Raw genomic sequence first — 16,293 nt, 5'->3', positions numbered from 1 at the left:
GTTGGACGATCAAGACACCGGGTCGCGATTCTCCACGCGCTGTCGTCGCGTCGCCGTCTCGGTCACGCGGTAGCGATACGACTGCGTGAACCAGTCGGCGTGTGGCCCCGGCGTCAGCGTCGAATTCTCGGGCACGTTCGTGTTCGAGTACCCAGTACACGTGACGACCGCCTCGTACCCCGACGACCGCTGGGTCACGTTATCGACGCGGCAGTCGAGGGTGACCTCGGAGTACTCGTTTATCCACAGCGAGTTGTAGGCGTAGCGGTACTCGTAGGTCTCGACGTACTCGCGCACGGACGACGCGCTCAGCGTCGCGGGTCGCGCCGGCGGCTCGCGCGGCCCGTCGGGGAAGTCGACGTTCGCGGGCGTCGCCGTCGCTGTCGCCGTCGGCGTAGCGGTGTCGGTCGGTGTCGCGGTACCAGTGGCGGTGTCGGTCGCCGTCCCCCCGTCCGGCTGGACGCCGGCACACCCGGCCGTCACGAGGGCGATGGCCAAGAGGGCAGCGAGCCCGACCTGGGAGCGCATAGTCGAAACTGTGCCGTCGGACCCAAATGTTTTCTGTGGCGGTCAGTTGCTCTCGCTCCCCTCCGGCGGCGCCGCGTCGATGGGACCATCGAGAGTCTCGTCGTGGCGCGCCCGCAGGGCCTCTTTGGCGAACTTTCCGGTCGCCGTCTTGGGGATCGACTCGACGAAGCGGAACCGGTCGGGAACCCACCAGTCGGGGTAGTCGTCGCGGAGGCGGTCGGCGAGGGCGTCCCGCAACGCGTCTCGATCCTCGACATCGCTGGCGACGAAGGCGACGGGACGCTCCCCCCAGCGCTCGTGGGGGACGCCGACGACGGCCGCCTCGCGCACTGCGTCGTGGCCCATGATCGCGTTTTCGAGCGCCTGCGAGGAGATCCACTCCCCACCGGATTTGATGACGTCGGCCGCGCGGTCGACGAGTTCGAGGTAGCCGTCCGCGTCGACGGTCACCACGTCGCCGGTGCGGAGCCACGACCCGTCGAAGGCGTCCGCGTCGTCGCCGTCGTAGTACGTCGTCGCGACCCACGGCCCCCGGATGAGGAGTTCGCCCATCGACTCGCCGTCCCAAGGGACCTCCTCGCCCGCGTCGTCGACGACCCGGAACTCCAGTCCGGGCAGGACGAGCCCCTGTTTCTCCCGTTTCGCCACCCGTCGGTCGTAGTCGGCGTCCTGCAACTCGGGCTTGAGGTGGGAGACGGCGCCCACGGGCGACGTTTCGGTCATCCCCCACCCGTGGACCACCTCGATGCCCCGGTCGTCGAACGCGCGGATCAGGCGTTCGGGCGGGGCCGCCCCGCCGATGACGATGCGTTCGAGCGTGGAAAGATCCGGGGCGCCGTCGGTCGACTCCAGATGGTCGAGGACGCCCAGCCACACCGTCGGTACGCCCGCAGTGAGCGTGACGCCCTCGCGTTCGATCAGGTCGACGATATCGGCCGGATCGGGCGAGGGCCCCGGGTAGACGTGTGTCGCTCCGGCGGCCGTCGCGGCGTAGGGGAGTCCCCACGCGTTGATGTGAAACATCGGGACGACGGGCATCACCACGTCCGAGTGGTCGATGTCGAGCCCCATCGGCGTCATGATCGCCATCGTGTGGCTCCAGAGCATCCGCTGGGTGTACTCGACGCCTTTCGGCGCGCCCGTCGTTCCCGAGGAGTAACAGAGGCCGGCCGCGTGGTCGCCGTCGAGTGCGGGCCAGTCGTAGTCTGGGTCGTGGCCTGCGACGAACGAGTCGTAGTCGGTGACGGGAACGGATACGTCGAGCGCGGGCGCCTCGCTCCCCACGACGACGATGCGCTCGACGCTCGCGAAGGCGTCCGGGTCGTACGCCTCGACGAGGGTGTCCGTGAGCGACGGGTCGACGAGGAGCAGTCGATCGTTCGCGCTCTCGACGATGCGGCGCACGTCGCTCGCGGGCAGGAGCGGGTTGACGGTGTGTAACTGTGCGCCCAGGTTCGGCACGGCGAAGTACGCCTCGAAATGGCGGTCGTGGTTCCAGCACATCGTCGCCACGCGATCGCCGTGTTCGACGCCGGCCGCCCGGAGGGCGTTCGCCAGCCGAGCGACGCGATCGGCGTACTCGGCGTACGTACACCGCACCGTCCCCGCCCGCGTGCGAGCGACGATCTCGTGGTCGGGGTAGAGTCGTGCCGACCGTGACAGGAACGGCCGGAGCGTCTGCTGTGTCGCCATACGTTGTCGTCCACCACGGTGCGAATAAAGGCTGTCGTGCTGGTCAGCCAGCGAGCTCAGCGGCCGTGAGCAACAGTTCGGGGACGACGAGGAGCACGAGTCCCACAACGAGGAGGGCGGCCGGAAGGACAAGCAATCCCATCTCCGTGAACAGCCAGAGGCCGAGACCGGCGAACACGAGCAGCAGTCCAACGAGGCGGAGGAGCCACGTCAGCACACCTTCGATTCCCGAGTCGGCGACCGCGTCGACGACATCGAGCGCTTCGTCCATGTGTCTGCGGATGGCGGTGAGACAGTTATGTGTGGTGGCACCCCGCCCCCGTCGTCGCGTCTCAGGTGTCAGCGAGCATCCCGATGAGAGCGCCACCGCCGCCGGCGACCAGCGCGGGATAGATGATTCCGGCGAGGAAGATGGCTGGAAGCACGTCCGGCCCGCCACTTACGTCGGCGACAGTCACCTCGAAGAGGAACACACCGACGACTGACAACAGGAGATATCCGGGGAGCGCGGTCACGCCGGTGAGCGCTCCATCGGTTGCGTTCGTGACGCCGCGATATCGGGCGAGCGCGATACCGGCGGCGAGAAGCAGGCCGACGGGAATCACGTAGAGGAGGACGGTGAACCCCTGCTCACCGCCGATGAAGCTAGTGGTGCGATTGCCAACGAGCGGGACGTTCTGAAAGACGGTGTTGACGAAGTGTGCATTAAAGAACACCCATCCAACCAGCTCGTAGGTGGCCGAATCGCCTCCGAACGTCTCGATGATCCGTTGTAATGCCGACTCACGAATGTCGGGTGCCACGATGAGATAGGTGAAGACATAGCCGAGCACCCACGCGACCACTCCAGACAGCGCCCCCGCCACGAACGGGAGGGTATCGAAGACGTTCGAGTTTGAGGACATGGCTACATAGGCCGTGTAGCTGACCCGGTAAATACCCGTGGTTCGGGTTCGCATACCGAGATCCGATCCGTCGGCCGCTCGCCCGGAACGTTTTCACCGATCACCGGCGTTGTGCGTCCATGCGCCGTCCCAGCGACAGCGACCCGTTCGACGACTACGACGGAGCGCGGGGGTTCGCCCGACAGGCCTTCGTCACCGGTGCTGCCGTTACCCTCCCGCTCATCGTGACGCTGCTCGTTCTCAGCGCCGTCGTGAACTTCGTCTCGCAGCAACTCGACCCGCTCGTCGGCATCCTCACCTCGATCATCGGCTTTCAGTCGACATCGGAAACCACGGTCAAACTCGTGACCATCGTGATGCTCGTCGCGACGGTGTTCTGCATCGGCGCCGTGACCGAGCGGCGTCCGAACCGCTCCGGCTTCGGTGCCCTCTTCGATACGCTCATCGCTCGCATCCCCGGCGTCGGCTCGCTCTACCAGAGCCTCGACGAGATGAGCGGGCTTCTGCTCGACAGCGACACCGATAGCTTCCGTGAGGTGAAACTGGTCGAGTTTCCGGACCAGGGGTCGTACTCTATCGCCTTCCTGACTGCGGAGACGCCAGACGTGATCCGGGACGCGACCGACGAGACGGACATGGTGACGCTCTTTCTCCCGATGGCACCCAACCCGGTGATGGGCGGCTACGTTCTCCACGTCTCCACGGCGCACGTCTACGACATCGACATGACCGTCGAAGAGGGCATCCAGTCCATCGTGACCAGCGGCGTCGCCACCGGGCAGCGGTCCGAAGAGGAGTTGACTGAGGGGATGCTCGACCGGTTCGAGCGCCGCCTCGACGCAGCCGATATCGTCGACATCGAGGAGCTAGAGGCGTACGCCGTCGACGCCTCGTCGCAGTTGGAGGAGACGGCCCGGGAGACGATGGCGGCCGCGCGGTCCCGAGCGGATGCGGCGCCGGACGCCGAGGACGACGACCGCGCGCCACGGAACGACGACGCGGAACGCGGCTCCTGATCCACCTCACAGCCGGAGTTGCGCGCCATTGTGCCGAAGCCACGACCGCCGCACCCGGGAGTCCGGAACGCGGCGGTCGACTGCTTCCCAGAACGCCTCGGTCGACGGGTCGTGGTCGCGTCGCGCGAGACCGTGGGCAACGACGTAGGCGACGATCTCACGCGGGGCGAGAACGAGACGCCAGTGGAGCGTCAGCGTCTCGTCGACGCGGATCCAGCGCCGGCCGCTCTCGGTGACCGCGACGGGCGGGACCGGATCGCCGTCGGCGACGGTCGCCACACAAGACGGGAGTACGTCTTCGGCGTGCGCCACGTACCAGTCGACGACCGCTCGACGGCGCTCCGTGGCCGGCGTTTCCTCGTCGCGGGGGATCCGGAGTCCGAACCGCGTTCCGTCGAAGGTGAACGCGGGCTCGTCCACCGAACTCTCGGAGACGCGGAGACGGTGTTTCTTCCCCCGATACAGCAGTTTCTCGCCGTTCGTGAAGTCGTGACCGAGGCGTGGATCCGGCTGCTCGGCGAGGCCGTAGAGCGTGTCCAGCACCCACGCCCGCCGGTCGTCGAGCGCGGCCTCGACGGCAGCGGCGCTCGCCTCGGCCGGTGCCCGGACCGTCAGTTCCATGTCGGGCGTCATCGAGCAGTCGATGGTCGTCCGGCCGGCCTCGCGGTCGACCGTGTACGGGACGGCCGCGACGCCGACGTGGTAGCGGTTCGAGGGGGAGTCGTCACCGGTCACCGGAGCCACGAGAGGAAGCCGCCGCGGTCGTCACGATCGGTGCGTTCGTCGTCTCGCCCCGCGACGCTCCGCCCCTCGGCCCGGAGTTCGGCGTCGATGTCGTCCTGGGTAAAATCGAAGAACTGCTCGTCCGGCAGGTCGATGTCGATGACGTTGAGCGTGCGTGGCTCGCCCTCGTTGTCGAACGCCCGCCAGTCGTCGGGACCGTAGGGCGCGCCGACGATCATGTGTACCGATCCCTGTCCGAACGTCGCGAGGTCCTGTGAACTCGGCTGGAGCGCGCCGTTCGGGTGGGAGTGGACCGATCCGACCGAGCGCACGTCGTTCGGCTTCATGTTCGTTTTCACGGTCGCGCTGACGGGGTTCGACACCGTTCCCGGAATGACGAGCACGTCGGTGATCAGCTGTCCCTCGCGGTCGAGGTCGAACTTCCGGGCGTCTTCGGCCCGGAGAAAGCCCATGTACTCGTTCGGATGGGTCTCCTCGGAGGCGTCGAGGACGAACTCCAGTGTCTCCCGGGCGATTCCCAGGAGTTCGCTCGACCGGAACAGGCGCATACCCAAAGGTGGAGCCGCCGCCTTCTAACACTGACGGCTGTACGTCGAGAGAGATACGCCACTGCAGGCGACCCTCTTGAAATGGGTACGCCCCCTCACCGACGGCGTCTCGGGCTACCGCGCGTCGTCGAGGTCGACGAACGCGTCGCCGGTGCCGGAGAGCCACCGCGTCACGGGTGCCTCGTCGCGCGCCCCGACCGGGTACAACGTGCAACTGTCGGGGTTGTCGTCCCGTTCGACGACCACGCTCGTCAGTGGCCGCGTGTCCGACTCCGGGGGGTGAGACGACGGACGGAGCGCCGTCGTGTCGTCCGAGTCGCTCATACACGAGCCATCGCGTGCAACCACAGAAAAATGCCCTCCTAATCGGGGGGCTAGCCGCCACTCACACCGGGTTTCGTTCCGCGAACCGGAGCCGGAGGCGTTCGATCGTCGGGACGGTGCGGTCACACTGCGCGGCGACCGTCGGCGATGACCGCCACGGGTGGTCGGTCTCGTGAAACGCCGAGAGAAGTTCCGACGCGGCATCTTCGGCATGCCCTCCAGATAGCCGGCGATTGACTGCAGATCCGATCCGAAGTCAACCCCCGCCAAATCTCGACATACAGCCGGCGGTCCATCGAGGACCGGGGGAGCGTCCCCCGATATAGATCACTCTCTGAGCAGCCAGCCGAACCGCCGCTTCCAGTAGTCCTCGCCGGGGGGCTTCTTGCTCTTGTCGTAGGTTTTCTTCTCCCGAATCCGGCGTTTCAGGATGTCCCGCACCTCGTTGAGCGCGTGGCTCGCGCCGTACCCCTCTTCGGACGCCGTGATGAGTCCACGATCCGTCGCGAGGCGGACGCGGACGAACAGCAGCGGCGTCCCGCGCTGTCGCTCCTGGTGTTCGTTGATGTGGATGTTCGCGTCGTGGATGTCGAGGCCGCTGTCCATCCCGTCCAGTTCGTCGATCGTGTCGACGATATCCCGGTACGTCGTGTCGTCGATGTACTCGGTGCCGGTGACCTGGACGGCGCGGTGTCCCTCCGCCCCCCACGTGAGCGCGTCGAGCACGTCGGTTTTGGTGATGATGCCCATCGGCTCCTCGTTCTCGTCGGTGACGACGAGCGACGACGCGGTCGCGTCGAACATCTCGTGGACCACTTCGTCGAGCGTCTCCTCCAGGTCGGCCGTTCGGACCGGCGAGGACATCTCGTCGCGGACGGGCAGGTCGAGCATCCGGTCGAGTTCGCCCTCGCGGGCGCCGAACCCGCCGTGAGTGCGGTAGTTGTCACTCGATCCCTCGCCGCCGTGTGCGTCGAACCCCGACGCGTTCCCGCCCTGTGACACCTGTATCTCGCGGGTGGTCAGATCGACGATATCGTAGAGCGTCAGCATCCCGCGTGCGGAGCCGTCCTCGACGACCGGGAGATGGGTGATCCGGTGGTCGCGGAACTCGTGGAGCGCCTCCCCGAGCGTCGTGTCCGGACGGATCGTCACGAGGTCTCGGCTTGCGGCCTGGTCGACGGTCGCCGCTTCGAGGAACTCCTGGACGTGTTTCAGGAGGTCGTCGGCCGTGACGACGCCCTGCAGATGCTGGTCTTCGAACACGGGGAGGAGGCGGGTGTCGCCGTCGATCATCAGTTGGGCGACTCGCCGTACGTCTTCGTCGGTCGCTATCTGGGGTACGGCCCAGACGCACGAGCCCGCCTTCTGGTCCGGGTCGTGGTGCGAGGCGACGAGTTGACGGCGGGTTATGACACCCTCGAACGTCCCGTCTTCCGTCACGATCACCCCCCGACAGTCGGGATCCTCGAACGCTGCGACGACCTTCGCGATCCGTGTGTCACTCGACACCTCAGTGTACTCGGTCGAAACGATCGAACTAATATCCATTTGTGATCAATCCCGAACGACAGTGTCCACGCGTGGCTTTCCCGGAAACACACTAATAGCACCAGCCAAAGGGCTTCGAACGCGGCGTCCCGGCCGGTATCGAGACGCTCGGGCGACCGACCACGACACTTATAGCTGATCCGACACTACCGATAACCGTACCATCGATGAGCCCGCCACCCGGTAGCCACCACATCCTCCACGTCGCTCCCGATCCCGAATCGGTTGCGGTCGCCCTCGAACGCGCTGACGACCGCTTCGAGGTCTCGACGGCGACCACCGCCGCCGACGGGCTCGAGCGACTCGCCGAGACCGGTGTCGACTGCATCGTCTCGGCGTACGCGTTGCCCCACCGGGACGGCCTCGCGTTTCTCTCCGCCGTCCGCGAGACCCATCCGGACCTCCCCTTTATCCTCTTCACCGACGCGGGGGGCGAAGCGGTCGCGAGCAAAGCCATCTCGGCGGGCGTCACCGATTATCTCCGGCACGAGAGCGTCGACGAGGGGCTCTCGACGCTCGCCCGCCGGGTGGAAACCGCCGTCGAGGAGTGGCGGGACATTCAGGCATCCGAACGCACCCGTGCGCGCCTCGAAGCGATCACGACCAACTCGACGGACGCGATCATCGCCATCGACGCCGAGAGCACGATCCGGTTTGCGAACCCCGCCGTCGAGGAGTCGTTCGGCTACGATCCCGAGTCGCTCGTCGGTGAACCCCTGACCACGCTGATGCCCGCCCGCTATCGCGACGACCATCTCGCCGCCGTCGACCGGTATCTCGCGACGGGGGAACGAACGCTCGACTGGAACGCGGCGGAACTGCCGGTGCGCCACGAGGAGGGACACGAACTCACGACCTCGGTCTCCGTCAGCGAGTTCGAATGGAACGGCGAGCGGCGATTCGTCGGCGTGCTTCGCGATATCACGGACCGGAAGCGGAGCGAGCAACGACTCCGCAAGCAGCAAGCGTTCAACGAAATCGTCCTCGACAGCGTGCTGGAGTGTTACTGGGTGCTCGACACCGAGGGCTACGTCACCGACTGGAGCGACACGGATGGCTCCGTGACGGGGTATCGTCCCCAGGAAGCGATCGGGATGCACGCGACCGAGTTCTTCCCCGACGACGAACAGGAGTACATCGCCGAGAAGATCCAGGAACTCCTAGAGACCGGCACCGTCACTGCGGAGGCCGAGTTCCGCACGAAGGACGGGAGCCTCGTCCCGTATCGGTTCGATGCGACCGTCATCACCGACGAGGAGGGGCGCGTCGAACGACTGTGTGGCTTCGGCCAGGATATCTCCGAACAGGTCGAACAGAAGCGACGACTCCGAAAGGAGCGTGATTTCGTCGAGCAACTGACTCAGATGCTCCCCGATATCTTCTATCTCGTCGGCCAGGATGGGACTCTCCGCCGGTGGAACGACCGGTTTTCCGCGGTCATCGGTCGCCCGGGCGACGAAATCGACGCGATGCACGTGATCGAGTTCTTCGCCGAGGGGGATCGACCGCGGGTACAGGCCGCGATCGACGAGGCCCTGACGACCGGGCAGGCGGTCGTCGAGGCCGACCTCGTCACGGCCGACGGGACCCACATCCCCTACGAGTTCACGGCCGGTCGGCTGCATGGCGAGGACATCGATATGGACGGGCTCGTCGGTATCGGTCGTGACATCTCCGAGCGGAAGGCCTACGCGGAGGAACTGGAACACCAGAATCAGCGCCTCGATCGGTTCGCCAGCGTCATCTCACACGATCTCCGGAACCCGTTAAACGTCGCTGAAGGCCGACTGGAACTCGCCCGCCGCAACTGTGACTGTGACCACCTGGAGGACGTCGCCCACGCACACGAGCGGATGGACGCCCTCATCGAGGACCTCCTCGCACTCGCTCGGGAGGGGACTACAGTGACCGACCCCGAACCGGTCGCCCTCGAGACAGTACTCGACCAGTGCTGGGACACCGTCGAGACGGCGAACGCCTCGCTCGTCGTCGACACCGATCGCACGATTCAGGCCGACATCGGCCGGTTGAAGCAACTGTTCGAGAACCTGTTTCGGAACAGTGTGGAACATGCTTCCACGAGCAGTCGGATGGAATCCGACGACAGTGTCGAGCACGGCGGCGCGGATGTCACGGTCACCGTGGGCGACCTGGACGACGGCTTCTACGTCGAAGACGACGGGCCAGGGATTCCCGAGGGCGAACGCACCGATGTCTTCGAGGCCGGCTACTCGACATCGGAGCGGGGAACCGGCTTCGGGTTGAGCATCGTCGAGCAGATCGTCGAGGCCCACGGATGGTCCGTGCGGATTGTCGAGAGTGATGAGGGCGGCGCGCGATTCGAGATCAGGGGTGTGGAGTTCGTGGAGGGGTAGGTGAGCGTTTGTAGTCGAAGCGTCCGGTTGCTACGCTTCTTCGGGCTACCAGTCTCCAACGTCGTTCTCGACCCGGTATCGCTGATAGTAGGCTTTCTCGACGGTTCGCAGGTCGAACCCGCCGGGATTGCGGTCGCGGAGTTCTGCCAGGATGTCCGGATAGTCCGTGACACGCATGATCCGGTCCTCTCCCAAGAGCTCGTGGACGATATACCGGTCACCGATACCGTAGTGCTCGGGATCATAGAACGTTAGTACGACAGTCCCGGTCGCTGGCCCGATACCGGGGACAGATTTCAGCGTCTTCAACTGCACAGTCGGGTCGTCAACCTGTAGGGCGGCTTCGCTTACCCGTCGAACGAACTGGTCAGGGACCGTTCTTACCCTGTCGAGGTTTCCACCTCGTCTGCCCGGCATTCCGTTCAGTTTCCACCGAACTACGTCTTCGAGTTGGTCGCGGGTGAGATACTGCTGGGCGGTGAGCGCCTCGTGAAGATGTTCTTCGATGTCCTGTAAACCGCCGTCATAGACCTCGTCGTAGCGTTCGCTCCAGTTCCGGATCTCCTCGGGGTCCATACCACAGTTTGTCTCCAATCAGAGGATAAAACCTCGTGTGGCGGCTGAATCCCCGAATACGGCTGCGGGACCGGATTTGAACCGAAAGAAGACTCACTCCGTTCGTCTTCTAGAGCTCACCCCGTCCTGCTCGTTCGTCGCTTCGCTCCTCACTGCGCGGGACCGGATTTGAACCACGAGAACTCGCTCCGCTCGTTCTCTGGGCCACAAATCCGTGCCTGCTCTTCGCTCACTCCGTTCGCTCATGCGCGGGACCGGATTTGAACCGGCGGACCCCTACGGGACAGCGTCCTAAGCGCTGCGCCTTTTCCTGGCTTGGCTACCCGCGCGCGTCGGTAGGTTCCCCGACGTGCCCGGATTTGGACTATAAGGTTATAAACTCACTCAAGTCGCAGGGCTGTTCATCGTGAATACATCAACTACCATACTGTTTCGAGACGGGGCCCTACCACGTGCCGATCCCCGGGCGTTCGTTCGCAGGGTTTGATAAGCTACCCCCGTGACGTGACAGGACAACATGAATAGGAGCGCTATTCGGGAGTACGTGGAGCAATCCGAATCCGTTCTCGACTCCTCTCCGCAGATGGATGAGGCCAACACCAAAGCCGCTGTTCTGCGTGATTTTTTAGATTTGCTCGAGTGGCAGATTCCGGAAAATACTCAACTCGAATACTCCGTCGAGGCGTTCGGGCGGACTTACAAGGTCGATTATGCGTTGATTCTGGAAGGAACGCCAGTCGCATTTCTCGAAGCCAAGGGAGCGGACACTGCTCTGACGGTCAAGCACGAAGAACAGCTGTCGTCGTACATGATGAACAAGAACGTCACGTACGGTATCCTCACGAACGGCAAGCAGTACCGGTTCTTTCAGCGCCGTGTTGACGCCTCGAACGTGGACGTACAGAAGGTCGGTGACGTAGCCCTCGAAGATCTACCCAACCGCCTCGCCGTTCTGACGGCCTTCGAGAAAGACGCCATCGAGTCGGGCGAATCGGGGAAGATACTCGGCCGGATCAACGAACTCCGGGAAGCCCGGCGAACTCTTGAGGTCGAAAAGGACGAATTGGCAGTCGAACTTTCGAATACGTTAGCTGAAGAGGTTTCAGATTCAATCTCGTCGCTCGCGGAAACACAGGCAAAAGAGATGATTGACCGGCTCGTCGCGGATATTGCGTCGGAGATTGACGCCGACAGCGGGGGTACTGACGAACCCGTCGGTGGCAGTAGTGGCGGTGTCGAACCAACAGGAAATCATATCGCTGGGGCAATTCGGCGGACTGAGATTGACGGCAATGATGACGCGAAGGTCGCGGTCTTCCCGACGAAGGAGTCAGGCCTACCGTTTCTCAAGGAGAACAACGCATGGGGATTCGTTCGGATTGGAAGCGAGTTCGAGTACGTTGCGATGTACGTGACTGGCGACGTACGTCAGGTCAAATACTTCGCTACAGTCAAGGACGTAGTTCCGCCCGAAGAGGCCGAATTATCTCGCCCCATCGAAGAGTACGCCGACGGCGCGAAAATAGCGGAAGACAAGATGGTTATTCGCTTCGAATCCGAGAGTCTTTTCGAGTTAGAAGATCCGGTTCCATATGAGTCGAAGTACCCGCAAGGGCTTCGTTATACCACGATCGGAGCACTACGGTCAGCAGAGACGACCGACGACATGCTCTAATTCTCGCCGTTCGGTAACTATCTCACTATGTGCGATGCGTAGACTCCTCCGAGGCGCTCTCTCTGTCGTTCCACGAATGCGCTCCTGCTCGGGACACAGTATAAATACCACGCAGCCGAACCATCACCCATGTATCGGGCGCGGGACCGTATCGACAACGAGGAGTGGGTTGCCCGCCTGACCCGCGCCGCGGACAGCCTCGAACTGGGCGCCGAGGCGCGGTCAAACGCCGTCGATCTGTTCCTGTCGAACGTCCCGGACGAGGAGCGATCGAAACCCGCCGTGGCGGCCGCGAGCCTCTATGCCGGCGCGTTGATCGCCGGCGACGAGCGGTCACAGGGCGCCGCCGCGGCGGCGATGGACGTGACGCGCTTGAGCGTCCAGCAGCGCTGGAAGGCGTTGCTGGAGGAGTCAGGGTTCCGCGCGCCGGAGTGGTGACCTCTAGGGATGATCGTAACTGTCCAGAGATTCTCGCCGGACCGTCCCGACGAACCACCGGAACTGACTTACAATAAACCGCATATGATGATGTCCGATGATTCCTACTACTCCGTCTCCGGAGTGCGCTCGGGCGTGAGGTTGCCGTGGCGGTCGATCTCGCCCCGGGCGATCCGCGTCGAGGAGATGCGTTCGCCGTCCTCGGCGGGGACGTGATCGACGACTTCGACGCGGAGCGGGTCCACGCCGCGCTCGGCGCGGATCTCGTTGATCTTCTCGGCGCCGTCACGCGTCTCCGGCGAGACGACGATGGCGTCGTACGTCGGATCGGTCGCGATGCCCGTCGGCTCGTCGAGTCGTCGGATCGCGTACTCGCGGTCGTGGGCCGACGCGAGCGGTTCGAGTTCGAGTTCCAGATCCGCTTTGCGCTCGGCGAAGGGTCGGACCCGCCGCGGTTCGTGCCGCGTCTCGGACGCGAGGTCGTCACTGGTGAGACCGACGGTGACATCGCCGAGCTCGAACGCGCGCTCGAACAGCGCTCGGTGTCCGTCGTGTATGGGGTCGAACGTCCCGCCAAGCGCGACCTGCATATCCGGTGCCACGATTCGGCGTGACTTAAAAAGGTCGGCTCGACACTGGGCGGATCACTCCTCGCCGTCGACGGTGATCCGAACGGGGTCGGACTCGGTGCCGTCGGCGTCCGCGTCCAGTTCCCGGTCGAGGTTGAACACGGCGTTCAACTGGTCCTGAACCTGACCGACGACACCCCGGACCAGATCGCTCGGCGCGATGGCCTCGTACTCGTAGGGGTTGTTGCCGGCGCCGGCGCTCTCGCGTTTGTGTCGCTCGACGGTGCCTTCCTCGTGGAGTTGGGCCAGCGCCTCCCGGACCGTGCTGGGGTAGAGTCCAGTCCCTTCGGCGACTTCCTCGCTCGTCGAATCGGGGTGCTGCCGGAGATACACGTAGATGCGAGCGCGGGTCTCCGTATCCAGCACCCACGCCAGCAGGTCGACGATGCCCTCGTCGAACTCCGTCACGGCGCGGTCGGCCTCGGCCTCCAGTCGCTCGCGCGCCGAGACGTCCTCCTCGTCGTCCGCGTCGAACCGGTCGGAGTCGTTGTCGTCGGACATGTGTTCTCTCCAAAAGGTCAGATCGCGGCGGGTAAAAGGCTTGCTCCGATTACGGCGACGGCAGGAGCAGGGATTCACGGAGCGCGTCGGCGCCGTCGGCGTCGTGGATCCGCCGCTGGGTGGCCGCGCCGCTCGGGGCGTCGAGGATGGCACGGAGCCCGTCGACGCCGAGGCGGTCGCTCTCCCGGTCGACGAAGGCCGCCAGCGAGATGGTGTCGTCGCCCGCACGTGTCACGAACTCGGCGTCGTGGCCGTGGCGCATGGCCCGCCACTTGTTCTCGTCGAGGAACTCCCGGCGGAGACGGGGGAGTGACTCGCCGTCCTCGTAGCGCTCACCCAGGTCGACGACCAGCGCGTGGACGTACTCGGCGAACGCGAGCACGCGGTCGGGGTCGGCCTGGGCGTCGGGCGTGCGCACTTCGACGGTGCCGTGACCGGTGTGAGGACGGACATCGAACCAGAGTTCGCCGCGGTCGTTGATCGATCCCGTTTCGACCATGTGACGCTCGAACCGCTGGTAGGCGTCGAAATCCTCGAACGCGGTGGGGATGCCGGTGTTCGGGAGGTTCTCGAATATCTTGGCGCGGGCGGAGGCCAGGCCCGTGTCGAAGCCGTTCCAGAACGGGGAGTTCGCCGAGAGCGCGAGGAGCATGGGGAGATACCACCGGAGCCGGTTGGCGATCCAGGTCGCCTTATCGGCGTCGTCGACGCCGACGTGGACGTGCAGGCCGGCGGTGGTGTTCCGGTGCTGAGGATACTGAATACGGTCGAGTTGGGCGCGGTAGCGCGCTTTGGTCGCGTGGTCGAGTTCGCGCCACTTCGCCGTCGGATGCAGCCCCGCGGCGGCGATCCGGTAGCCGTGATCGGCGGCGTGTTGCACCAGCGCCTCGCGGACGACTCGCAGTTCGGCGGCCGCATCGCTCAGCCGTTCGATGAGCGGCGTCTGCGTTTCAATGGTGAACTGAAACAGTTCGTGATCGAGACGGTCGACGAGCGGTTCGGGCGGCTCGCTTCCGTAGATCAGGTCGTCGATCCCCGCGGTCGGCCGTCCCGCCTCGTCGACGATGTAGAACTCCTCTTCGATGCCGAGCGTCCCCATCCGCGCGAACGCGTCCCGCGAGCCGAGTTCCATCGCTCCTCCGTTTGGTGCCGCCGATTAAATAAGCCGTGGACGACGGCCGGATGCCACGGAAGTCGACCGCCCCCCTCCCGTCTGGCCAGTATCAGTAGACGGTGACGTTCCCCCACGAACGCACGAGAAGCGAGGGAAGTGCCGACTCGCGATCCCGGCCGTTCGCTCGCCGAGGCGCCGCTTCCGGGGAGATTCGGATCGTCGAGTGCAATCGTGTCCTCTCACGACAGTCATATAAGCATCGAGATATAAACGAAAACTGACGATGCACGACTTGACCGGCTTCCAGCGAGATCTCCTGTATGTCATCGCCGGGCTCGACGAGCCCCACGGGCTGGCGATCAAGGAGGAACTCGAAGATTATTACGAGAGCGAGATCCATCACGGGCGGCTGTACCCCAATCTCGACACCCTGGTCGAGAAGGGCCTCATCGACAAAGGGCAACGAGACCGCCGCACCAACTACTACACGCTGACGCGCCGCGGACGACGCGAACTCGAAGCCCGCCGCGAGTGGGAAGACCAGTACGTCTCGGAGCTGATCGAAGAAGCGACGCCGGCCTGATACGGTTTGGTGTAACGCTGCCGACGGTCCCCGCTCACTCGTCGGCTGCCGTCACGATTCGGTTCGCCAGCCGTTCGGCCGCAGCGACGTGTTCGTCCGCCGATTGATTTCCTGTCGTCTCTATTTCGTCCAGCAGCGCCGCGACGTGTTCCACCCGCTCGGCGACGACCGCCGGCGGCAGCTCCGCATCCACCAGATCCGACGCGATGGCTGCCGCTTCGCCGAGCCACGGACTCGCGTCCGGCCGAACCGGGAGTTCTTCGGTCGCATCGAGATGGTCGCGTAGCCGACGGAGTTCGTCCGCGTGACTCATTCGGGACTGATCGTCCACGACTCCTGGCGCCAGGCGGCGTCCCAGAACCGGTACTCGTAGCGTCCGGACGTGACGAACAGATCGCGATACCGCTCGCGCTCCGCCTCGCTCGCCTCGGCCGCCACCTCGTCCAGGAGGTCCTTGCACCAGGCGGTGAGTTCCGAGAACTCCGCGCCGGCGTACGTGCTGATCCACTCGGCGTAGCGGTCATCGTCGGGAAGGCCGTCGGCTTCGAGGCGCTTCGCCGTCTCGTTGAACCCCCACATACAGGGCAGGAGCGCCGCGACGAGGTCACCGAACGACCCCGTGGCGGCCACCCGGACGAGGAAGTCGGTGTACGCCCGGGTCGTCGGCGAGGGCTCGGTCGCTTCGAGATCGGTCTCGCTGATGCCGAACTCGGCGGCGTAGGCCCGGTGAAGGTCCATCTCGGTGGTGAGCGTCTCGTGGAGCAACTCAGCGAACGTCCCCATCCGCTCCAGCGTGGGCGCCGCCGCGGCGCCGTGGGCGAACACCCGCGCGTAGTCGATCAGATACACGTAGTCCTGGCGCACCCAGTACGCGAACGGTTCGACGTCGAGGCTACCGTCGCCGAGGCGGGACACCATCGGGTGGGCGACGATGTCGTCCCACAGGGTCTCGGCGACGGGCTGGAGGTCGTCGGTGAAGGCCATACGCGATGTCGGGAGCGTCGACCCAAGAAGCTTTGGCGGGTGATACCACCGCGTTGTCGCGGGGTCATCCCCTCGGCTGTACGTCAACGAAGATAGTCGCCTCCCTGGGTGCC

The 16,293-nt window shown here is 64.9% G+C and carries 19 protein-coding genes and 1 tRNA gene; 5 read left to right on the top strand and 15 right to left on the bottom strand.

Annotated elements, in window-relative coordinates; genetic code table 11:
- Positions 1-9 precede the first annotated feature (9 nt).
- The 4 genes from MXB53_RS09030 to MXB53_RS09015 form a co-directional block, all read right to left on the bottom strand.
- Entirely contained in the window at positions 10-528 is a 519-nt protein-coding gene (locus tag MXB53_RS09030) for a hypothetical protein (protein WP_248897049.1), read from the bottom strand.
- A 42-nt stretch (positions 529-570) separates the two neighbouring features.
- Positions 571-2,220, bottom strand: a complete 1,650-nt coding sequence (locus MXB53_RS09025) for a long-chain fatty acid--CoA ligase (protein WP_248897048.1) — start codon at positions 2,218-2,220, stop codon at positions 571-573.
- A gap of 43 nt (positions 2,221-2,263) precedes the next feature.
- The gene (locus MXB53_RS09020; protein WP_248897047.1) at positions 2,264-2,491 is read right to left on the bottom strand and encodes a hypothetical protein; all 228 of its coding nucleotides are present in this window, start codon (positions 2,489-2,491) and stop codon (positions 2,264-2,266) included.
- Between the two features lie 61 nt (positions 2,492-2,552).
- On the bottom strand, positions 2,553-3,125 hold the full coding sequence (locus tag MXB53_RS09015) for a DUF7978 family protein (protein WP_248897046.1): 573 nt from the start codon (positions 3,123-3,125) through the stop codon (positions 2,553-2,555).
- A gap of 119 nt (positions 3,126-3,244) precedes the next feature.
- Here MXB53_RS09015 and MXB53_RS09010 point away from each other — a divergent pair, with 119 nt between their 5' ends.
- Positions 3,245-4,141 carry a DUF502 domain-containing protein gene (locus MXB53_RS09010; RefSeq protein WP_248897045.1) on the top strand — a complete coding sequence of 299 codons (897 nt, stop codon included), beginning with the start codon at positions 3,245-3,247 and terminating at the stop codon, positions 4,139-4,141.
- 6 nt (positions 4,142-4,147) lie between these two features.
- Here MXB53_RS09010 and MXB53_RS09005 read toward each other — a convergent pair whose 3' ends face one another.
- The 4 genes from MXB53_RS09005 to MXB53_RS08990 all read right to left on the bottom strand — a co-directional run bounded on the left by MXB53_RS09005 (position 4,148) and on the right by MXB53_RS08990 (position 7,305).
- Entirely contained in the window at positions 4,148-4,876 is a 729-nt protein-coding gene (locus tag MXB53_RS09005) for a M48 family metallopeptidase (RefSeq protein WP_248897044.1), read from the bottom strand.
- Positions 4,873-5,433, bottom strand: a complete 561-nt coding sequence (locus tag MXB53_RS09000) for a Mov34/MPN/PAD-1 family protein (RefSeq protein ID WP_248897043.1) — start codon at positions 5,431-5,433, stop codon at positions 4,873-4,875. Before MXB53_RS09000 ends, MXB53_RS09005 begins: the two co-directional genes overlap by 4 nt.
- 114 nt (positions 5,434-5,547) lie before the next feature.
- The gene (locus MXB53_RS08995) at positions 5,548-5,757 is read right to left on the bottom strand and encodes a DUF7511 domain-containing protein (RefSeq protein WP_248897042.1); all 210 of its coding nucleotides are present in this window, start codon (positions 5,755-5,757) and stop codon (positions 5,548-5,550) included.
- 327 nt (positions 5,758-6,084) lie between these two features.
- Positions 6,085-7,305 (bottom strand): CBS domain-containing protein, encoded by a 1,221-nt coding sequence (locus tag MXB53_RS08990; protein ID WP_283102253.1) that lies wholly within the window; start codon positions 7,303-7,305, stop codon positions 6,085-6,087.
- A 167-nt stretch (positions 7,306-7,472) separates the two neighbouring features.
- On the opposite strand from MXB53_RS08990, the gene MXB53_RS08985 reads away from it, so the two are divergent.
- Complete coding sequence (locus tag MXB53_RS08985) at positions 7,473-9,680, top strand: PAS domain S-box protein (RefSeq protein WP_248897040.1); 2,208 nt, start codon at positions 7,473-7,475, stop codon at positions 9,678-9,680.
- Between the two features lie 45 nt (positions 9,681-9,725).
- Here the strand turns inward: MXB53_RS08985 and MXB53_RS08980 are convergent, their stop codons facing one another.
- Positions 9,726-10,256, bottom strand: coding sequence for a hypothetical protein (locus MXB53_RS08980; RefSeq protein ID WP_248897039.1), 531 nt, complete (start codon positions 10,254-10,256; stop codon positions 9,726-9,728).
- A 245-nt stretch (positions 10,257-10,501) separates the two neighbouring features.
- A tRNA-Leu gene (locus tag MXB53_RS08975) sits at positions 10,502-10,585 on the bottom strand.
- 254 nt (positions 10,586-10,839) lie between these two features.
- Between MXB53_RS08975 and MXB53_RS08970 the strand changes: the two genes are divergently transcribed.
- Positions 10,840-11,931 carry a type I restriction enzyme HsdR N-terminal domain-containing protein gene (locus MXB53_RS08970; protein WP_248897038.1) on the top strand — a complete coding sequence of 364 codons (1,092 nt, stop codon included), beginning with the start codon at positions 10,840-10,842 and terminating at the stop codon, positions 11,929-11,931.
- A gap of 129 nt (positions 11,932-12,060) precedes the next feature.
- Positions 12,061-12,369, top strand: a complete 309-nt coding sequence (locus MXB53_RS08965; RefSeq protein WP_248897037.1) for a transcription initiation factor IIB family protein — start codon at positions 12,061-12,063, stop codon at positions 12,367-12,369.
- A gap of 107 nt (positions 12,370-12,476) precedes the next feature.
- Here the strand turns inward: MXB53_RS08965 and MXB53_RS08960 are convergent, their stop codons facing one another.
- From MXB53_RS08960 to MXB53_RS08950, 3 genes are read right to left on the bottom strand one after another with little or no spacing between them, the layout of a single operon-like run.
- The gene (locus MXB53_RS08960) at positions 12,477-12,959 is read right to left on the bottom strand and encodes a phosphopantetheine adenylyltransferase (protein WP_248897036.1); all 483 of its coding nucleotides are present in this window, start codon (positions 12,957-12,959) and stop codon (positions 12,477-12,479) included.
- A 54-nt stretch (positions 12,960-13,013) separates the two neighbouring features.
- On the bottom strand, positions 13,014-13,499 hold the full coding sequence (locus MXB53_RS08955) for a winged helix-turn-helix domain-containing protein (protein ID WP_248897035.1): 486 nt from the start codon (positions 13,497-13,499) through the stop codon (positions 13,014-13,016).
- Between the two features lie 49 nt (positions 13,500-13,548).
- A complete protein-coding gene (locus MXB53_RS08950; RefSeq protein WP_248897034.1) occupies positions 13,549-14,631 on the bottom strand; it encodes a glutamate--cysteine ligase in 1,083 nt (360 codons plus the stop codon).
- 265 nt (positions 14,632-14,896) lie between these two features.
- Between MXB53_RS08950 and MXB53_RS08945 the strand changes: the two genes are divergently transcribed.
- Positions 14,897-15,196 carry a PadR family transcriptional regulator gene (locus MXB53_RS08945; RefSeq protein ID WP_248897033.1) on the top strand — a complete coding sequence of 100 codons (300 nt, stop codon included), beginning with the start codon at positions 14,897-14,899 and terminating at the stop codon, positions 15,194-15,196.
- A gap of 34 nt (positions 15,197-15,230) precedes the next feature.
- On the opposite strand, the gene MXB53_RS08940 is transcribed toward MXB53_RS08945, so the two are convergent.
- Positions 15,231-15,509: a DUF8152 family protein gene (locus tag MXB53_RS08940; protein ID WP_248897032.1), complete on the bottom strand. Its 279-nt coding sequence runs from the start codon at positions 15,507-15,509 to the stop codon at positions 15,231-15,233.
- On the bottom strand, positions 15,506-16,180 hold the full coding sequence (tenA, locus tag MXB53_RS08935) for a thiaminase II (RefSeq protein ID WP_248897031.1): 675 nt from the start codon (positions 16,178-16,180) through the stop codon (positions 15,506-15,508). Before tenA ends, MXB53_RS08940 begins: the two co-directional genes overlap by 4 nt.
- Between the last annotated feature and the right edge of the window lie 113 nt (positions 16,181-16,293).

This window comes from Haloplanus sp. XH21, assembly GCF_023276355.1.
GTDB lineage: Archaea > Halobacteriota > Halobacteria > Halobacteriales > Haloferacaceae > Haloplanus > Haloplanus halobius.
This window is presented reverse-complemented; position numbering and strand designations above follow the sequence as displayed.

Coding starts and splice junctions, on each gene's coding strand:
- MXB53_RS09015 (WP_248897046.1), bottom strand. CDS start 3,125: ATGTCCTCAAACTCGAACGTCTTCGATACCCTCCCGTTCGTGGCGGGG.
- MXB53_RS08945 (WP_248897033.1), top strand. CDS start 14,897: ATGCACGACTTGACCGGCTTCCAGCGAGATCTCCTGTATGTCATCGCC.
- MXB53_RS09020 (WP_248897047.1), bottom strand. CDS start 2,491: ATGGACGAAGCGCTCGATGTCGTCGACGCGGTCGCCGACTCGGGAATC.
- MXB53_RS09010 (WP_248897045.1), top strand. CDS start 3,245: ATGCGCCGTCCCAGCGACAGCGACCCGTTCGACGACTACGACGGAGCG.
- MXB53_RS08960 (WP_248897036.1), bottom strand. CDS start 12,959: ATGCAGGTCGCGCTTGGCGGGACGTTCGACCCCATACACGACGGACAC.
- MXB53_RS08955 (WP_248897035.1), bottom strand. CDS start 13,499: ATGTCCGACGACAACGACTCCGACCGGTTCGACGCGGACGACGAGGAG.
- MXB53_RS08965 (WP_248897037.1), top strand. CDS start 12,061: ATGTATCGGGCGCGGGACCGTATCGACAACGAGGAGTGGGTTGCCCGC.
- MXB53_RS09025 (WP_248897048.1), bottom strand. CDS start 2,220: ATGGCGACACAGCAGACGCTCCGGCCGTTCCTGTCACGGTCGGCACGA.
- MXB53_RS08950 (WP_248897034.1), bottom strand. CDS start 14,631: ATGGAACTCGGCTCGCGGGACGCGTTCGCGCGGATGGGGACGCTCGGC.
- tenA (WP_248897031.1), bottom strand. CDS start 16,180: ATGGCCTTCACCGACGACCTCCAGCCCGTCGCCGAGACCCTGTGGGAC.
- MXB53_RS08970 (WP_248897038.1), top strand. CDS start 10,840: ATGGATGAGGCCAACACCAAAGCCGCTGTTCTGCGTGATTTTTTAGAT.
- MXB53_RS09000 (WP_248897043.1), bottom strand. CDS start 5,433: ATGCGCCTGTTCCGGTCGAGCGAACTCCTGGGAATCGCCCGGGAGACA.
- MXB53_RS08995 (WP_248897042.1), bottom strand. CDS start 5,757: ATGAGCGACTCGGACGACACGACGGCGCTCCGTCCGTCGTCTCACCCC.
- MXB53_RS08940 (WP_248897032.1), bottom strand. CDS start 15,509: ATGAGTCACGCGGACGAACTCCGTCGGCTACGCGACCATCTCGATGCG.
- MXB53_RS08985 (WP_248897040.1), top strand. CDS start 7,473: ATGAGCCCGCCACCCGGTAGCCACCACATCCTCCACGTCGCTCCCGAT.
- MXB53_RS09030 (WP_248897049.1), bottom strand. CDS start 528: ATGCGCTCCCAGGTCGGGCTCGCTGCCCTCTTGGCCATCGCCCTCGTG.
- MXB53_RS08990 (WP_283102253.1), bottom strand. CDS start 7,305: ATGGATATTAGTTCGATCGTTTCGACCGAGTACACTGAGGTGTCGAGT.
- MXB53_RS08980 (WP_248897039.1), bottom strand. CDS start 10,256: ATGGACCCCGAGGAGATCCGGAACTGGAGCGAACGCTACGACGAGGTC.